Source organism: Phaeacidiphilus oryzae TH49, from assembly GCF_000744815.1.
GTDB classification, from domain to species: domain Bacteria; phylum Actinomycetota; class Actinomycetes; order Streptomycetales; family Streptomycetaceae; genus Phaeacidiphilus; species Phaeacidiphilus oryzae.
The window spans coordinates 5,323,852-5,340,760 of the sequence record NZ_JQMQ01000005.1 but is presented as its reverse complement, the minus strand read 5'-3'; the positions used below and the strand labels follow the sequence as shown (position 1 = coordinate 5,340,760).

The 16,909-nt window shown below is 75.4% G+C and carries 13 protein-coding genes, 1 other RNA gene and 1 pseudogene; 4 read left to right on the top strand and 11 right to left on the bottom strand.

Annotated features, from left to right (window positions below; translation table 11 throughout):
• Positions 1 to 7: 7 nt before the first annotated feature.
• The 5 genes from BS73_RS27455 to BS73_RS40500 are packed head-to-tail and all read right to left on the bottom strand — an operon-like array spanning position 8 to position 5,072.
• The gene (locus tag BS73_RS27455; protein ID WP_037576952.1) at positions 8 to 793 is read right to left on the bottom strand and encodes an ABC transporter permease; all 786 of its coding nucleotides are present in this window, start codon (positions 791 to 793) and stop codon (positions 8 to 10) included.
• Positions 783 to 1,790 carry an ABC transporter ATP-binding protein gene (locus BS73_RS27450; protein WP_200886735.1) on the bottom strand — a complete coding sequence of 336 codons (1,008 nt, stop codon included), beginning with the start codon at positions 1,788 to 1,790 and terminating at the stop codon, positions 783 to 785. The genes BS73_RS27455 and BS73_RS27450 overlap by 11 nt, the downstream gene beginning before the upstream one ends.
• A complete protein-coding gene (locus BS73_RS40505) occupies positions 1,787 to 2,371 on the bottom strand; it encodes a cupin domain-containing protein (RefSeq protein ID WP_037576947.1) in 585 nt (194 codons plus the stop codon). Before BS73_RS40505 ends, BS73_RS27450 begins: the two co-directional genes overlap by 4 nt.
• Entirely contained in the window at positions 2,368 to 3,540 is a 1,173-nt protein-coding gene (locus BS73_RS27440; protein ID WP_037576944.1) for a hypothetical protein, read from the bottom strand. Before BS73_RS27440 ends, BS73_RS40505 begins: the two co-directional genes overlap by 4 nt.
• A 5-nt stretch (positions 3,541 to 3,545) precedes the next feature.
• The gene (locus tag BS73_RS40500) at positions 3,546 to 5,072 is read right to left on the bottom strand and encodes a glycosyltransferase (protein ID WP_051940849.1); all 1,527 of its coding nucleotides are present in this window, start codon (positions 5,070 to 5,072) and stop codon (positions 3,546 to 3,548) included.
• 181 nt (positions 5,073 to 5,253) lie between these two features.
• Here BS73_RS40500 and BS73_RS27430 point away from each other — a divergent pair, with 181 nt between their 5' ends.
• Positions 5,254 to 6,612, top strand: a complete 1,359-nt coding sequence (locus BS73_RS27430) for a Tim44 domain-containing protein (protein WP_037576941.1) — start codon at positions 5,254 to 5,256, stop codon at positions 6,610 to 6,612.
• A gap of 89 nt (positions 6,613 to 6,701) precedes the next feature.
• Here the strand turns inward: BS73_RS27430 and rnpB are convergent.
• Positions 6,702 to 7,106, bottom strand: an RNA gene (gene rnpB, locus BS73_RS35400) — RNase P RNA component class A.
• Between the two features lie 111 nt (positions 7,107 to 7,217).
• A complete protein-coding gene (locus BS73_RS27425; RefSeq protein WP_037576938.1) occupies positions 7,218 to 7,880 on the bottom strand; it encodes a TetR/AcrR family transcriptional regulator in 663 nt (220 codons plus the stop codon).
• A 116-nt stretch (positions 7,881 to 7,996) separates the two neighbouring features.
• On the opposite strand from BS73_RS27425, the gene BS73_RS27420 reads away from it, so the two are divergent.
• Positions 7,997 to 8,545, top strand: a complete 549-nt coding sequence (locus BS73_RS27420) for an NADPH-dependent FMN reductase (RefSeq protein ID WP_037576934.1) — start codon at positions 7,997 to 7,999, stop codon at positions 8,543 to 8,545.
• 151 nt (positions 8,546 to 8,696) lie between these two features.
• Here BS73_RS27420 and BS73_RS40495 read toward each other — a convergent pair whose 3' ends face one another.
• Together BS73_RS40495 and BS73_RS27410 are read right to left on the bottom strand one after the other, a co-directional pair.
• The gene (locus BS73_RS40495; RefSeq protein ID WP_051940846.1) at positions 8,697 to 9,980 is read right to left on the bottom strand and encodes a PP2C family protein-serine/threonine phosphatase; all 1,284 of its coding nucleotides are present in this window, start codon (positions 9,978 to 9,980) and stop codon (positions 8,697 to 8,699) included.
• Positions 9,981 to 10,100: 120 nt separating this feature from the next.
• Positions 10,101 to 10,568 (bottom strand): SsgA family sporulation/cell division regulator, encoded by a 468-nt coding sequence (locus tag BS73_RS27410; RefSeq protein ID WP_051940844.1) that lies wholly within the window; start codon positions 10,566 to 10,568, stop codon positions 10,101 to 10,103.
• A 179-nt stretch (positions 10,569 to 10,747) separates the two neighbouring features.
• Here BS73_RS27410 and BS73_RS27400 point away from each other — a divergent pair, with 179 nt between their 5' ends.
• A complete protein-coding gene (locus tag BS73_RS27400) occupies positions 10,748 to 11,821 on the top strand; it encodes a sigma-70 family RNA polymerase sigma factor (protein WP_152617747.1) in 1,074 nt (357 codons plus the stop codon).
• Between the two features lie 974 nt (positions 11,822 to 12,795).
• Here BS73_RS27400 and BS73_RS41030 read toward each other — a convergent pair.
• Positions 12,796 to 14,661, bottom strand: a pseudogene (locus BS73_RS41030) (NEW3 domain-containing protein); the annotation flags it as partial.
• Positions 14,662 to 14,861: 200 nt separating this feature from the next.
• Between BS73_RS41030 and yaaA the strand changes: the two are divergent.
• Positions 14,862 to 15,674 carry a peroxide stress protein YaaA gene (gene yaaA / locus BS73_RS27390; protein WP_037576930.1) on the top strand — a complete coding sequence of 271 codons (813 nt, stop codon included), beginning with the start codon at positions 14,862 to 14,864 and terminating at the stop codon, positions 15,672 to 15,674.
• Positions 15,675 to 15,722: 48 nt separating this feature from the next.
• On the opposite strand, the gene BS73_RS27385 is transcribed toward yaaA, so the two are convergent.
• On the bottom strand, positions 15,723 to 16,907 hold the full coding sequence (locus BS73_RS27385; RefSeq protein WP_051940838.1) for a bifunctional RNase H/acid phosphatase: 1,185 nt from the start codon (positions 16,905 to 16,907) through the stop codon (positions 15,723 to 15,725).
• Positions 16,908 to 16,909: the final 2 nt, after the last annotated feature.

Below are 16,909 nucleotides of genomic sequence, written 5' to 3'. Positions count from 1 at the left end.
CGCTCAGTCAGCGGGCGCGCTCCCGGCGGTCGAAGACCAGGACCCCGCCGGTCAGCAGCACCGCGAAGAGCACCGCCACCACCACCCACGCGGCCGCCGCCGATCCCGCGCCCACGGCGGCCGGGTAGCCCGGGCGCCCCGCGAAGTACGCCGCCCTGCCCAGTTGCACGGCGTACCGCAGCGGCATCGCCCGGGCGGCGGCGGCCGCCCACCCCGGGAGGCCGTGCAGCGGGACCAGCACGCCCCCGAGGACGTACTGCGGGATGATCAGGAACTGGAAGACCTGCATCGCCGAGCGCTGGTTGGGCAGCCAGGCCACCACCCCCAGCCCGAAGGCACCGCCCAGCAGGCAGCAGGCCGCGGCCACCGGCAGCATCCGGGCGAGCTGGCCCCAGCTCATCGCGACGCCGAAGGGGAGCGCGCAGACGACCACGCACACCCCCTGGAGGAGCGCCACTCCGCTCTCCCCGAGGATCTTCCCGACGACCAGGGTCAGCCGGGAGACCGGCGTGACGAACAGCTCCCGGGCGAAGTCCGTCTCGCGGTCCTCGGCGAGCGAGATCATGCCCGCCGCCGTGGACTGGAAGAGGGTCGCCGCCAGCACGCCGGCGAAGGCCAGGGTCACCGCGTCCACCCCGGTGACCCGGCCCACGGTCGGTTGCAGCACGCTGCCGAGCCCGGCGATGAGCAGCACCGGGAAGGCCAGGCTGACCGCCAGCCGCGGGGCGTCGCGCAGCAGCTTCAGCACGTCGCGCTGGGCGATCGCCAGCAGGGCGCTGCCCTCACCGCCCATCGGGACCGCCGCTCCTGGCCTCGTCCAGCAGCCGCAGATAGGCCTCCTCCAGGGACGGCTCGCTTACCTGAAAGCGCGTCAACTCGCTGCGCAGGCGGCGGAGAAGGTGCTGGGGCCCGGCGGGGCCCGGGCCGCCGGGGCCGTCCAGTGCCACCCGCAACGGGAGGACGCCGGGCGCGCCGGCCACCTCCGTGGGCTCCGGCTTCAGCCCCAGGCCGGCCAGTTCACGGCGGAGGCCCTCCCGGTCCGCCGCGTCCAGCCACAGCTCGCGCCGGGCGTGACGGGCCTTGAGCGAGGCCGGGGTGCCGGCCGCCGCGATCCGCCCGCCGAGCAGCACGCAGACCGTGTCCGCCGCCTCCGCCTCGGTGAGGTCGTGGGTGGTCAGGAAGACCGTGGTGCCGTCCGCCCGGCGGGCCTCGGAGAGGTGCGCCCACAGCGAGCGGCGGCTCTCCGGGTCGAGGCCTGCCGTCGGCTCGTCCAGGAACAGCACCCGCGGGCGGTGCATCAGGGCGCGGACGATCTCCAGCCGGCGCCGGGTACCGCCGGACAGCCGGCGGATCCGGCGGCCCAGGACCCCTTCCACCCCCAACACCTCGGCCAGCTCTCCCACCTGGCGGCGGTAGCCGGGAGGCATCAGCCGGTAGCTGGGGCGCCAGGGGTGCAGCCCGTAGAGCACCGCGTGCAGCCGGAGGTTCTCCTCGGCGGTCAGATTGGCGTCCAGGGAAGGCTGCTGGAAGACCACGCCCGAGGCGCGCCGGACCGCCGCCGCGCCGTCCGCCAGGTCGTGGCCGGCGATCCGCACCGTCCCCGAGGTGGGCGAGAGGGTCGTGGTGAGGATCGAGACGGTGGTGGTCTTGCCGGCGCCGTTCGGGCCCAGCAGGCAGAAGAGCCGGCCGGCCGGGACGGCGAAGGACACCCCGTCCACCGCGTTCCGGTCCGTCCCCCGGTAGCGCTTGACCAGGTCCCGCACCTCCACCGCGGGCTGCGCGGCCGTCACGTCCGGGTCCTCAGCCTGCGGTAGCGGTCGTCCCGGCCGAGGGCGCGGGCCAGCCCGGCCAGCGCCGCCACGGCCAGGCGTACCGGTGCCGCCGGAAGGTAGGGGGCGCGCACCTCCTGCCCGAACTCCTCCATGAACAGGGCCAGTTCGAGAAGGTCGCCGGGGCGGAAGGGGAGGCGCCGGCGGCGCGCCTGCCGCTCCCGGGCCATCGCCGCCGCGGTGCCCAGCAGCGCGGCCATGGCCAGCGGCGGACGGGTCTCCACCGTCGCGTGCGCCGGAAGGCCCCCCGGGTTGGAGAACCGGTGGACGGTGCCGGGCGGCACCACCACCGTCTCGCCGGGCCCTGCGGTGATCCGCCGGGCACCGACCCGGAAGCGGAGCCGGCCCTCCCGGACGGTGAACCGCTCCTCCTGCCCCGGATGGGCGTGGGTGCTGGGCACCCGCCCGCCGGGCGCGAGGAACAGCTCCCAGGTCAGCACCCGGCCCCCGGCGGCGGGGGCGTCCGGGTGGAGGACGATCCGCTCCCCGCTCTCCGGGTTCTCGAACGCGAGCTCGGGGCGGCGCCCGGTCTCGGGGGTCATGACTCCTCCAGCACGCGCCGGGCCGCCCGGAGGTAGGAGTCGTCCCCCTGCCGCGCCCGGAGCAGCCAGTACTCCGCGCCCCAGAAGAGGTACGCCCGCAGCGGCACGGGGGCGTTCCGGGCCCAGCCCAGGCAGCGGTTGTAGTTCGCGATCAGCCGCTCGGGCGGGCAGCTGGCGGGGTGGCCGCGGGCCGGGTCCGGCGGGCGGGTGACCGTCTCCCAGGGCTCGGCCTGGCCCTCCACCACCATCAGCCCGCGGCCGGGGCCGTCCGCCGCCCACCGGAACATCGCCTTCCGCCGGCGCTGCAGCCAGGGCGCGGCCCCGCCGTCGAGATACGCGGTCAGCGGGCCCAGCCCGGCCACCGCGTGCCGCGGGTAGTCGTCGATGCCGACGATGTCGGCGTTCCGCCGGGCCACGTCCAGGGAGTCGCCCTGGTCGCGGGTGCGCCAGTACTGCTGGACGGCGACCGCGGACGAGGTCGGCAGGAACCCGTTGAGGAGGACCGGACGGCCGCGCGGGTCGGCCGCCCGGACGGCCGCCGCCTCGGCGCGCACCCAGGACTCGGAGAGCCGCCAGGAGTGCTCCATCCCCAGCGGGTCCACGGCGTCGTGCTCCACCTGCCAGGCGATCACGCAGTCCCGGTCGCGGTAGCGGTCGACGAGCCTCCACAGGTGCCGCAGGCCGGCCGCGTGGAGATCCGGCCGGTCGGAGGGCCGGATCAGCGCGCCCTCCGGCAGCGGGGTGCCGAGATGGTGCCCGGGGACGAAGAACTCCGGGTAGCCGAACGCCTTCACCGGCCCCAGGCAGAGCACGACCCGCCGGCCGGCGGCCTCCACCGCGTCCAGCTGCCGGTCGAGCTCGTCGGGCCTGAAGACGCCCGGCTCCGGTTCGACCCGGTTCCAGTACGCGGCCAACCGCACGATCTGGAAGGGGAGTCGGAGCAGCTCGTCGAGGCTCTTCGCCGGATCGAGGCCGAACTCGGCGGCCTGCAGCGGGCGGTGGCTCACCCCGAGGAGGGTGGCGCCGCGCGGCAGCACCGGAGCCGTCCGCCAGTCCTCCCGACCCGGCCGCACTCCGCGGCCGACCCGCAGTTCGGCCGCGGCCAGTCCGGCCACCGCGGCGGCCGCCGCGCCCGCGGCCAGTCCGGCCGCCGTCCGTCGCGTACCCATCGGCGTCATCCTCGGCTCCCCGCTTCGATCAGAGTCGTCGTCTTCTTCTTCGGCATGGGGCTGGACACCGGGGCGGGCGCGGCGCCGGGCGTCGGGGCGGGCACGGCGCCGGGCGCCGGGGCGGGCGTGGAACCGGGCGCCGGGGCGGGCACGGAGGCGGACGCCGGGGCAGACGTGGAACCAGGCGCCGGGGCGGGCACGGAGGCGGACGCCGGGGCGGACGTGAAGCCGGGCGCCGGGGCGGGCGCGGAGCCAGGCGCCGGATCGAACGCCACCGCGGACGCCGGAGCGGGCGTCGGTGCTGGCGCCGGATCGGACGCCACCGCGGACGCCGGAGCGGGCGTCGGTGCTGGCGCCGGATCGGACGCCACCGCGGACGCCGGAGCGGGCCTCGGGGCTGGCGCCGGATCGAACGCCGAGGCGGACGCCGGAGCGGGCCTCGGGGCTGGCGCCCAATCGAACGCCGCAGCGGACGCCGGAGCGGGCCTCGGGTCAGTCGTCGGGCGGGGCAGGGCGTCGCAGATCGCGGACGCGGCCGCCGCCGCGGCCCCCGGCACCGCCGCCGCGAGCGCCGCCGACCGCATCTCCGCGAGCCGCCCGGGCGCCGCCCGCAGCCGCTCCACCGCCGCCACCAGCCCGCGCCGCCCCCGGACCCGTACGCCCATGCCGGCCGAGACCACCAGCGCCGGGTTCCGCCGCTCCTGCCCCGGCAGACGAGAGGTCACCAGCATCGGGGTTCCGACACAGGCCGCCTCGGCGATTACCCCCGGTCCCGCCTTGCCCGCGACGACGTCCGCCGCCCGCATCCGGTCCGCCATCTCCCCCGCGCTCAGTCCGCCCCCGGCCGAGAGCACCGCCACCTCCTCGTCGAACCGGCCGCGCAGGGCCGCCGCCCGACGTGCCGTCCGGCCGCCGCCCACCAGCAGCACGGTGAACCGCGAGTCCGGCACCCCCAGCCGGGCCCGCAGCGCCGCCCGCTCCTCGGGCGCCGCCGGGCCCCGGGCGAACTCCGGCCGCACCGGCACCCCGAGGCCCCGCGGCAGCGCCACCCGGTCCACCCGCGCGTCCCGCCAGGCCCGGTGGGCCCCGGCCGGATCGGTCACCACCGTGACCACCGCGGCCTCCGGGGCCAGCCGGTCCCGCGCGGCCACCGCCGCCCAGCCGGTCAGCGGATGCAGCGAGACGACGGCCGCCGGCCGGTGCCGGGCGATCGCCGCGGCCACAGCCCGCTCCACCGGCGGCCGCAGCACACGGCGCAGCAGCCGCACCCCGAGCGCGCAGTCCGTCAGATGGAACGCGGCCCCCCACAGCCACGGGGCCCGGCGCACCACCGGCCCGTACCACCCCGCGACGGCGGCCAGCGCGCGCGGCGCCGACGGCCCGTCCAGCGGGCGGCAGAGGACCGGGAGGCACCCGCCCGGGCGGCGTGCCTCCAGGGCCCGGCCGAGCGCCTCCGCGCAGGCCCGGTGACCGCCGCCGGTGTCCGCGGTCAGCAGCAGCACCGTGGGCCGCCGGATCGTCTCCTCTTCCATGCGCCCGATGCTCCGCCGCGAGCCGCCTCCCGGGCGTCCCGCACCGGAGGTAACCGCCGCTGCTTCCCGCGCAGTACGCGCCTGCGGGCGCAGGGCACCGGCGGCGGCTCAGAGCGGACTCGCCTTGGGCCCCCTCACCTGTACCGTGTTCCTGGGCTTTTCTTCTCGAGGAGGGACGCGCGTGCGTACCGGTCGGCGAATACTCGTGCTCGCAGCTGTCACGGCTGCGCTGGCCAGCCCGACCGCAGCGTACGCCCGCGGTGGGAGCGGCAGTCACGGCTTCAGCGGGGGCGGTCACAGCGGCGGCGGCGGTCATATCGGCGGCGGCCACATCGGCGGCGGGGGCGGCTACCACGTGCCCGGATCCGGCGGCATCGGCTTCGTCGGCGGCCACGGAGGCGGCGGCGGCCTCGTCACCGTGCTGGTGGTCATCGCGATCCTCGTCCTGATCTTCGTGATCAGGTCCCGGATGCGGAAGGCGGGGCAGAAGGGCGGTCTGAACACCGCCTCGGACCGCACGGCCCACCGCTCGGACGCCAAGGCGCGCCAGCGCTCCGCCCAGGTGGAGGCCCGGGTCGACGCCCTCTCCAGCACGGACGCCAGCTTCGACCCCGAGGCGCTGCGGCAACGCGCGGTCTGGCTGTACACGACCGCCCAGCGGGCCTGGACCGCCCGCGACCACGCCACCCTGAAGGGGATCCTCTCCCCCGTCCTCTACGGCAAGTGGGCCGAGGAACTGCACGACTACGAGTCGCGCGGCGAGGTCAACGTCGTGGAGGTGGTCTCCAGGCCGGAGGCCCAGCTGGTCGACGTCGCCAACCGCACGGGCGAGGTGAACGACACCGTCACCTTCCGGATCACCGCCACCCTCAACGACTACGTCCGCCGGGGCAACGGCGCGCGCGCCGCCCGCAAGGACGACTCGACGCGCCCCGTCGAGTACTGGACGCTGCGCAAGAACGCGGCCGGCGAGTGGATCGTCTCCTCGATCGAGCAGGCCGCCGAGGGCGCCCACCACCTGACCGCCGCCATAGAGACGGACGGCTGGGACCAGAAGGCGGTCGCCCGGGAGGCCGTCCTCGAGGTGGCCGGCAAGACCTCGGCGGCGGGCGGCAGCGACGTCCTCTCCCTCACCGGCATCTCGTGGAGCACCGACGCCGACGCCGCCGCGGGAGACCTCAGCGTCCTCGACGGCCGGTTCGACCGGTCGGTCCTCGAGGTCGCCGTCGAGCAGTTCCTCGAGGAGTGGGCCATGAACGACGGCAGCCTCGACTTCACCCGCGTCCGCACCCCCAACCGGACCGTGATGCGCGACGCCGCCGTCGAGTCGATCGAGGTCCGCTCGCTGGTCTCGCGCGACCCGATCGTCTTCCGCGTGGCGGCCCGCGCGGAGGGCGCCTACTACGAGGTCGACCGCAGGACCGAACAGGTCCTCCGCGGCGACGCCCACAAGCGCCGCCCGGTCACCTTCACCTTCGACCTCCGCCTGGACGGCCCCTCGGCCAAGGGCTGGACGGTGACCGCCGCCGCGGTGGAGTAGCCCCGTCCCGGGCGCGACCGGACTGCCACGAGCGCGCAAAGGGCCCCTGAGCTGCAAAGCAGTTCAGGGGCCCTGCACGATCCGGGCGACGGACGAGACCGGCCTGTACGCCGGGTTCTGTCTCGCGGGGGCCTTGCGGCCCGCGCGGAGGCGGTCATCCATCTAGGGCTGCCGTTGCCGGCAGCCTCCAGCGGTCTACCCGCGGACTCGGGCGGGCAGCCCTCGATCGTCCGCGCCGGGCGTCTTGCGACGCCCTTGCTTGACCTTGCTCCGAGTGGGGTTTACCTAGCCGTCCGGGTCACCCCGGACGCTGGTGGTCTCTTACACCACCGTTTCACCCTTACCTGGCTTCCGAGGAAGCCCGGCGGTCTGTTTTCTGTGGCACTGTCCCGCGGGTCACCCCGGGTGGGCGTTACCCACCACCCTGCCCTGTGGAGCCCGGACGTTCCTCGGCGGGTCCCGAAGGGACCCGACGCGACCGCCCGGCCGGCTCGTCCGCCGTGCGGAACAGGATAGCTGGTCGAGGGCGGTGCCCCAGCCGTCACCGGGGCGGCGGCCGGCGGGACGGACTTCGTGCTCGAGACCTCCGACTGGCCGGTGGTCGGCTAAGCCGTCTCGACCCGGGTCTTCGCCGGGGCGTAGACGCGGAGGAAGGCGTGGACGCCGGCGGCGACCACGGTCTCGGCCTCCGCGTCGGAGACCGGGAAGACGCCGTAGAAGCTGCGCTGGGTGAGCTCGGCGCTGGTGAGCTGGAGGAAGTGGCGGGCGGCGAGGGCCGGGTCGGGGACGTCGAGGAGGCCGCGGGAGGACAGGTCGGCGAGGCGGTCGGCCAGCGCGCGGCCGACGGACCCGGGGCCGATCCGGCGCCATTCGGCGAGGACGTCCGGCGGGAGGTGCTCGGCCTCGGCGATGATCTGGCGGACCAGCGCGAAGTGCGGGGCGACCTCCTCCTGGGTCGCGGAGGCGGCCAGGTCGAGGGCGAGGCCGGCGAGGTCGGACTCCAGGTCGACCGAGCGCCGGCCGAGGTGACGGTCGATCAGATCGATGTGCGTCCGCGCGACCTGGGCCGAGGTGAAGCGGATGACCTCGGCGAAGAGCTGGGCCTTCCCCTCCGGGAAGTGGTTGTAGATGGTGCGGGTGGAGACGCCCGCCTCCTTGGCGATGGCGTCGATCGAGGCGCGGGTGTAGCCGTCGCGGCCGAAGACACGGGTGGCGGCCTGGCCGATGGCCCGGGCCTTCTCCGGCCGGGGGGTGTGGGTGGGAGGCATCGCGGCGGCTCCGGCTCTCTCGCTGAGTACAACGGTCGTTGTAATTATTGCCATCTCCGTTGTACTTTAGCGGAGGCGACCGACGAACGGAGGCCGCCAGGAGGAGGGGATGACCCATGTCCGAGACCGACTCGCCGCTGCGGGTGGCGATGATCATCGGCAGCACCCGGGAGGGGCGCTTCGCGCCGGTGGTGGCCGGCTGGTTCCGGCGGCTCGCCGAGCAGCGGACCGGGATCGAGCTGGACGTCCTCGACCTGGTGGACGGAGTGCGGGGGGACGAGGTGACACCGCGGCTGGCGGCCGCGGAGGCCTATGTGGTGGTGACGCCGGAGTACAACCACAGCTTCCCCGCCCCGCTCAAGGAGGCCGTGGACGCCCACTACACCCAGTGGCAGGCGAAGCCGGTCGGCTTCGTCTCCTATGGCGGGATCGGCGGCGGGCTGCGCGCCGTCGAGCAGCTGCGGCTGGTCTTCGCGGAACTGCACGCGATGACGGTCCGGGACAGTGTCAGCTTCCACGGCGCCTGGTCCTGCTTCGACGAGGACGGCGCGCCGCACGACCCCACCGTCGTCGAGGGGGCGGCCAAGGGGATGCTGGACCAACTGGAGTGGTGGGGCCGCGCGCTGCGCACCGCCCGCGAGGCGGTGCCGTACGGGCAGGGGTGATCCGGCCAGGACGGGGGACGGGGACGGGAGACGAGGGCGGGGACGGGGACGGGAGACGAGTCGTCCAGGGCCCGGGGCCCGGGGCGACGGTAAAGGGGTCGCGGGCCGAGGCGCGGCCGCGGGCGCGAGCGGCCGCAGGGCAGGGCGGCCGTCAGGCGCCAGGGAACGGGGGATCCTCGGGGTCGTGGGCGCCCCCGGCGCCGCCTGCGTCGCGGGCGCCGGCGGAACGTTCGGCGGCGTCGGCCCGGCGTTGCGCCAGGGAGCCCAGGCCGCTCCCCGCCCCCGGTAGCGACGCCGAGCACGGCGGCCGCGAGCCGGCCGGCAGCCGGCGGACGGCGAGCAGCGCGGTGTCGTCGCCGAGGCGGCCGCCGGTGTGGGCGAGGAGCGCCTCGACCAGCCGGGTCAGCAGTTCGGCGGGGGCGACGCCGTCGGGATACTCCCCCGTCCGGGCCTCCAGCCAGTCGCGCACCGGGAAGAACCGGCCGCGGCGGTCGCGGGCCTCGCTGGTGCCGTCCGTGTAGAGGAGGACGGTCTCGTCGGGACCGAGCGGGACCCGGTCGACCGGCGGCATCCCGCCGGCCAGTTCGGCCATGCCGAGCGGCGGCCCCTGCGCCTGCGGCAGCCGCCGCACCCCCTGCGGGCCGATCGCCAGCGGGCCCTCGTGGCCGAAGTTCACCACCTGGACGTGGTCCTGGTCCTCCTCCGGGAAGGCGAGGATCACGGCGGTGGCGAAGCGCTCCGAGGTCTCGCCGAGTTCGGCGCGCAGCCGGTTGTCCCGCCCGAGGCGGACCTCCATCCGGTCGGCGACGACCGCCAGGTCCCGCTCGTGGTAACCGGCCTCGCGGAAGGCGCCGACCATGGCGCCGGCGGTGGTCACCGCGGGCAGGCCCTTGCCCTGGACGTCGCCGAGCAGCACCCGGGCGCCGAACGGGGTGGCCAGCACCTCGTAGAAGTCGCCGCCCACCCGGGCCTCGGCGTCTGCGGCCAGGTAGCGGGCGGCCGAGTCGATCCCGCCCCAGCCGGGCGGGACCCTGCGCAGCACCACCTGCCGGGTGGTCTCCGCCGCGCCCTGCAGGCGCTCCAGATAGTCGTGGGCGCTGGCCCGGAGCAGCGAGACGGTGATCGAGAGCAGCACCGCCACGACGGCCAGGGCGAAGTCCTCCATCCGCAGGTGTGCGGTCGGGACGAAGGCGTTCACCAGCCGGTTGGTGGCCAGCACCAGCACTCCCAGGGCGGCGGTCACGGGCGGCGTGCACACCCCGGCGGCCAGCAGCGGCGCCAGCAGCAGCCAGTTGGCGACCCTGAGTTGCGGCCCGCTCAGCTCGCCGACCAGCACCACCCCGACCAGGACGGCGACCGGCAGCACCCACGCCTCGCTGCGGAGGCGGGTGAGGATCGGCTCGCTGACCTCCTCCGGATCTCGCCGGCGTGGCATGACTGCGGCCTCCTCTGTTCCGGGCCGGGCGACGACCCGTGTTCCGCCCCGCGTCTCGAACCCGGATTCCGCCTCGCCTTTCGACGGTGCGACCGCAACCGATACTGGTGAGCCGGGCCGTCAGGCGTCGTAGAGCCCGTCCGACACTCCGAAACTCCCCCTGTCTGGAGGAGGCGCCGCCTGCCGCCACAGGAGGTCCAGGGCCCGGTCGAGGTCGAGATGGAAGGACTCGCCGCCCCAGGGGACGGCGACGTAGCTGGCCCGGAGGAAGGCACGCAGCTCCTCGGTGACGAAGGCGAGCCGGGCGGTGCCCTCCGCGGCGCTCAGCTCGACCACGGTGCTGTGCTGGCCGCACGGCCAGATGTGGACGTCGCCGAGTCCGGCGGGGGCGTTCAGCCCGGCGGCGAGCAGCTCGCGGGAGAGGATCCACTCGGTCGCCCGCTCGTTCAGGCCGACATCGGGGGGGAAGAGCATGCGGAAGGCGAAGGGGTCGGCCGGGCGGTAGCGGAGGACCACGTCGGTCTCCGTCCAGCTGCCGGTGGCGGCGATCAGGGCGGCCCGGACCGGGCGGTCGATGGGGGTGGGCATGGGGTTCCGCCTCCTTTCGTAGCATTGCGCGAAAGGGAGACCCGGAAGAGACCGCTCCGCTTACGCGGATTTCGGCTGCCGGTTTTGTGATCTGGGTCATAGCCAGCAGCGCCAGGGCTCGTTTGACTCGGTGCGGTCGACCGGACAACAGAGACATTCAGCGCCATTCGCAGCCGCGAGTGGTCGTACCGAAGGGCCGCGCGCGGGTGGACGAGAACCAGGGCAGCAGCACGGGCAGCCGACCGGACGGGTCGCCCACGGCAGCCACGCGGTCCACGGCGACCACAGCGGCGGCTACAGCGTCCATGGTGGCGGGCGCGGCGGCAGCGCCCACAGCGGCGGGCGCGGCCACGGTGTCGGTGGAGGAGTACGCCCGGGTCTACCGGGAGCACCAGCCGCAGCTCGTCGCCTACGCCCGCAGCCTCACCGGCAACGGCTGGCTGGCCGAGGACCTCGCCGCCGAGGCGCACTTCCGCGTCTGGCGCCGGATATCCGGCGGCCATCCGGTCGACGACCTCCCGGCCTATCTCCACACCACGATCCGCAATCTGGCGCACACCGTCCGCCGGGCCGACGAGGAGCTGCCGCGGGATCCGCAGGCCTGGCCGGCGGCGGTCGGCACCGCCGGCCCCGCCGCCGACGACCCCGGCCAGCGGGTCGCCTACACAGCGCTGCTCAGCGAACTCGTCGGGCAGCTTCCGCGGCGCTGGGCGCGTGCGCTGTGGCTGGCGGAGGTGGAGGACCTGTCGCCGGCGGGGGTCGGCGCCGAGCTCGGCACCAATGCGAACGCCGCCTCCGCGCTCCTCCACCGGGCCCGGGAGGGGCTGCGGCAGGCGTTCCTGCGGGCGCTTCCCGGGCGGCCGGCGGACCCCGAGTGCGCACGGCACTGGGAACGGATGCCCGGGCTGGTGCGCGGAACCGCGGCGGAACGGCGGGCCGAGGCCCTGCGCGACCACGCGGCCTGGTGCGCCGATTGCCGCGACCGGCTGCTGATGCTGGAGCAGGCGAACCGGCGGCTGCCGGCTCTCCTCGGACCGGCGCTGCTGGCGCTGCTGGCGGGCGGCGGTGCCCGCCTCCTGCTGGCCGGCGCGGCGGGCACCGGTGGGGCGGCGGCGGGGCGTCGGCCGGCCGTGCGGCTCGGCACGGCCGGCACGCGCTCCGGCACGGATTCGCGGGCGGACGGCGGACGGTGCTGGCCGGCGCCGCCGGAGTGGCCGGCCTCGCGGCGGTGGGTGCGGTGGCCCTCGGACTGACCGGAACCGGCGGAAGCGGGCCGGCGGCGGCCTCCGCCGAGTCGGCCGGCTCCGCCCACAGGGGGCAGTTGAGCGCACCGCGTACCGGCGGCGGGGCGGCGACCGGGGGCGGGAGCGAGAGGACGAACGGGAGCGCTGTGGGCGGCGGGCGGCGGACGGGGGGCGCCTCGGCGGTGCCACCGACAGCGGCCGCCTCTGCCCGGGCGTCGGCCGCGCCCTCCAGTGCTCCCACGGCCTCGTCCCCCGCCGCCCCGCCGACCTCCAACTCAACTTCCCCCAGCGGGAGTTCGGCAACGCCGTCGACGGCCACGGCACCGAGCACCGGGGCCGGCTCGACAGCGCCGGCCTCCCCCGCGCCCCAGCCACCGCCGTCGTCGTCGACACCGAAGCCGACGCGGACCGCGACCGCGACCGCCACGCCGAAGCCGACGGCGACGCCTACGCCGCCCGCGGCGCCGAGCTCGACGGCGACCCCGCCCGCCTCGACGCCTCCCTCGGCGCCCGCGTCCGCACCCGCCTCGGCAAAGCCGACACCGGCTCCCACCACGGCTCCCACCACGAGCCCCACCACGACGCGGACCGACCCGGCGGGTTGCGTGCAGTTCGTCCTGCTGACCCTCTGCACAGGCTGACGGGCCCGGCCGAGGCGGCCGGACCCGTCGTCGTGCGCGCGGTTCCTAGTTCTGGGTGAAGTGGTCGAAGTCGGCCTCGCCCGGCAGGCCCGCCTCGTGCGAGGTGGTGAAGAGGGCGGTGTCCTGGTTCGCGGCGGCACCCGGCGCGGTGGCCGTGCCGATGGTGGTCCAGTTGGTGCCGTCGGTGGAGTACGCGCCGGTGTAGCTGTCGCCGGAGCGGGTCAGCCGCAGCCAGACCGGGTAGACCGTCGAGCCGACCCCGGTGCCGGCGCCCTGGTTGACGTTGATGTTCTGGTCCAGCTGGCCGTTGCCGTCGCTGTCCCACTGGAGGGCGTAGCCGTCGCCGGGGGTGGCCACCAGGATCACGTAGCCCGCGGCCGAGCCGGGCTTGGTGACGTCGTTGCGGACCATGATCCCGGACTTGGCCCACTCGTTGGTGTCCGCCTGCGCGGTGACCTCGACGGTGGTCGTCGAGCCGTCGTGCTCCAGGCCCGGCTGGTAGACGGCGGAGTACTGCTCGGTGGAGCCGTAGGTGTCGGCGCCGTCGCCGTAGACGCCGAGGCGGGTGCCGGACTGGCCGTAGAGGACCGGGTCGGTGGTGCTGGTGAAGGTCTTCCAGGGGGCCTGGACCGGGAAGGCGATCCGCTCGGTGGTCGGACCGGAGGCGGTGCCGAGCTGCCGGTCGCGCCAGGCGTAGCGGGCGGTGCCGGACAGCTCCGTGGTGAGGATCGGCGCGCTCGCCGTGCTGGGCGCGGTGACCCGGAACCTCGCGCTGACGGTGGCGCCGGGGGCGACCGCCGGGAAGGCGCTGGCGCCGAGGGCGCTCGCGCTCCAGCCGCTAGGGGTGCTCACGCCGAGGTGGACGCCGGTGACCGGCTCCAGGCCGTCGTTGGTGAAGGTGGACACCGCCGTGCCGCTCTGCCCGGCGGCGGCGATCTGCGGGAACTGCTCGTCCAGCACCGTGTTGGACGGGTACGCCGGTGCGTTCTCGCCGCGCACCCGGTACATCACCGTGCCGTGGCCGGGGACGTTCGCGGAGATCCGGCCGCCGGAGGAGGTGGTCCGCTTGCTCCACAGATCCTTGAGGGCGTAGGAGGCGGCGTGCGGGAGGCCGACCGCGGCCGCGGTGGTGGAGATGGTGGCCGGGGCGGCGTTCTCGTTGAAGAGGGCCACCGCGACGCTGCCGTCGGCGAGCGGCTTGGCCAGCACGTCCAGGCCGTTCTGGGAGGCGACCTCGGTGCCCTGCTTGCCCAGCGGGTCCTGGTCGACGGCGATGACGTCCTTGTTGGTGTAGATCGAGAGGGTCTGCGCCGAGGCGCTGCGCAGATCGGTGCCGGAGAGGAGGGGCGCGGCCATCTCGGACCAGAGCGAGAACTCGCTGCGGTCCTCGGTCGCGCTCATCCCGTTGCCGACCTCCAGCATGTCGGGGTCGTTCCAGGCGCCGGGGCCGGCGTACTGGGCCAGGCCGACGTTCTGGTGGAAGATCGACAGCATCGAGGAGAAGGTCGGGCGGATGTCGCCGGTGGTGCGCCAGGAGTTGCCGATCGCGGCCCCCCAGGTCCACACCGACTCCTGGCCCCAGGAGCAGAGGCTGTAGAGGATCGGGCGGCCGGTGGCGGCCAAGGCGTCCCGCATGGTCGTGTAGCGCGGCTCGGCGGGCAGGCCCTGGTTGTTGCAGTTGTCGTACTTGAGGTAGTCGACGCCCCAGTCGGCGAAGTCCTGGGCGTCGGTCTGCTCGTGGCCGAGGCTGGCCGGGAAGCCGGCGCAGGTCTTGGTGCCGGCCGTCTCGTAGATGCCGAGCTTCAGGCCCTTGCTGTGGACGTAGTCGGCGACCGGCTTGATGCCGTCCGGGAACTTGGCCGGGTCCGGGACGAGGTGGCCGGTGGCGCTGCGGTCGGGGCTCATCCAGCAGTCGTCGATGTTGACGTACTGGTAGCCGGCGGCCTTCATCCCGCTGGAGACGATCTTGTCGGCGGTCTGCTCGACCAGGCTCGCGCTGACCTTGCAGCCGAAGGCGTTCCAGTCGTTCCAGCCCATGGGGGGCGTGCGGGCCAGGCCGTTGTCGAGGGCGGCGGCGGGGGTCGGGCTCGCGATCTGAGCGGCGGTCAGGCCGATCAGGGGGGCCGCGGTGAGGGCCGCGGAGGCGAGGAGGGCGGCGGCGGTGCGCCGCCTGCGACGGGGGTGGCGCTGGGGGTGGGAAGTGCGCATGCGCATGGTTCTCCTGCCGGTGCCAGATGTGGTGTGAGCGGGAGGTGCTGGTGCTGGTGCGCTTTGTGCAGAACGTAAAGAACACAGAAGCGCAGCACACAGGACGGGTCAAGAGAGCACACCGGGTTCGTGCGTTGCTGTTGCCGGTTGTTGGTCCGGTACCGTGGATCGGTCGTCCGGAGATTCTGAGGAGCGCTGCCGTGCTGGTCCTGTTGCCGCCGTCGGAGGGGAAGGCCGGAACGGGCGGGGGCCCGCGGCTGGATCCGGCCGGGCTGTCGCTGCCGGGGCTGCGGGAGGCGCGGGAACGGGTGCTGGACGCGCTGGTCGCGCTGTCCGCCGAGGGCGGGCAGCAGGCCCTGGACGTCCTCGGGCTGAGCCCGGGGCAGGCCGGTGAGCTGGCGCGGAACGCCGCACTACGGGAGGCGGCGACGCTGCCGGCGGCCGAGCTCTACACCGGCGTGCTGTACGACGCCCTCGAACTGGCCACCCTCGGGCCGGAGGCGCGGCGGCGGGCGACCTCGTCCGTGCTGGTCGCCTCCGGACTGTGGGGCGCGCTGCGGCTGGACGACCGGGTGCCGCCGTACCGCTGCTCGATCGGGGTCAAGGGCCTGCCGGTGGGGCCGGGCGGGAAGCCGCAGGGGCTGGCCGCGTACTGGAAGCGGCCGCTTGCGGACACCCTGCCGGCGGCCTCGGGCGACGGCCTGGTGCTCGACCTCCGCTCCGGCGCCTACGCGGCGGCCTGGAAGCCGGCCGGCGAGGTCGCCCGGCGGACGGCGACCGTGCGGGTGCTCCACGAGCGCGAGGTCGGCGGGGTGCTGAAGCGCTCGGTCGTCAGCCACTTCAACAAGGCGACCAAGGGACGGCTGCTGCGCGCCCTGCTGGAGTCGGGCGCGGACCCGGTCTCACCGGACGAACTCGTCGTCGCCCTGAGGGACTTGAAGCACACGGTAGAGGTCGGCCCCGCGACACCGAGCGGAATCGTCCCGCTGGACGTGGTGGTCTCGGAGATCTAGCCCCGGGGCATCCCCCGCAGCCTGCGCGGGGCTCGGGAGCCGGGCTCGTCAGCGCAGGTGCGCGGTGTCGTTGAGGGTGCGGAGGGAGACCGGGCCGTCGGAGTAGTAGCGGAGGTCCGTGAGGGACGCGGCGGCCAGTTCGATGCGGTAGAGGGCCTCGGGGCCGGCGGCGAGGGCCAGGCGGACCAGGGTCTTGATCGGGGTGACGTGGCTGACGATCAGGAGGGTCCGGCCGGTGTGCGCGGCGAGGAGGCGGTCGCGGGCCGCCGCGACGCGCTCGGTGACCTCGGTGAAGCTCTCGCCGGCCGGCGGGGCCGCGTCCGGGTCGTTGAGCCAGGCCTCCATCGCGGCTGGATGCTCCCGTGCGGCCTCGGCGAAGGTGAGGCCCTCCCAGGCGCCGAAGTCGGTCTCGCGGAGGTCGGGTTCGACCAGTACCGGAAGCCCGCCGAGCCGGTCGGCGGCCACCTGGGCGGTGGCGCGGCAGCGGGCCAGGGGTGAGCTGATCACGACGTCGGGCGCGGGGTAGGCGGTGGCGACGGACTCGGCGGCGCGGGCGGCCTGGCGGCGGCCCTCGGCGGCGAGGGGCGGGTCGCCGATCCCAGAGAAGCGTTTCTCCGCGGTGACGGCGGTCGCGCCGTGGCGGAGGAGGAGGAAGGTGGTGGCCACCACCCTCGGGCCCGGCTCCGACGCGGCCGCGGCGGCCCCGGCTGTCCCGGCGGTCCCGGCGGCCGCGGCTGTCCCGGCGACCCCGGTGGCCTGCGGCGCCCTGCGCCCGCGCTTCGCGCCCGCGTCCATGGCGCGGTTGGCGAGGCGGTCGGCGTGCTTGTTCTGCTTGCGCGGGATCCACTCGTAGCCGACCGCCTCGGGCGGGTGGACCGCGCGGGCCTCGGCGGCGAGGGCGCGGAGGGTCTCGTTCCAGATCCGCCAGCGGCCGGACATCTGCTCGACGACCAGCCGGGAGTCCATCCGGACGGTGACCGCCGCCGCCGGATCGACGGTGTGGGCCGCCCGCAGGCCGGCGATCAGGCCCTGGTACTCGGCCTGGTTGTTGGTCCGGACGCCGAGGAACTCCCATTCCTCGGCGAGGAGTTCACCGCTCTCCGCGTCCCGCACCAGCGCGCCGTAGCCGGCCGGGCCGGGGTTGCCGCGCGAGCCGCCGTCCGCCTCGACGACCAGCCGGCGGCCCGGCCCGGAGACCTCCGGCCCGCGGGCGTCCGGCCCGGAGGCGGACATGG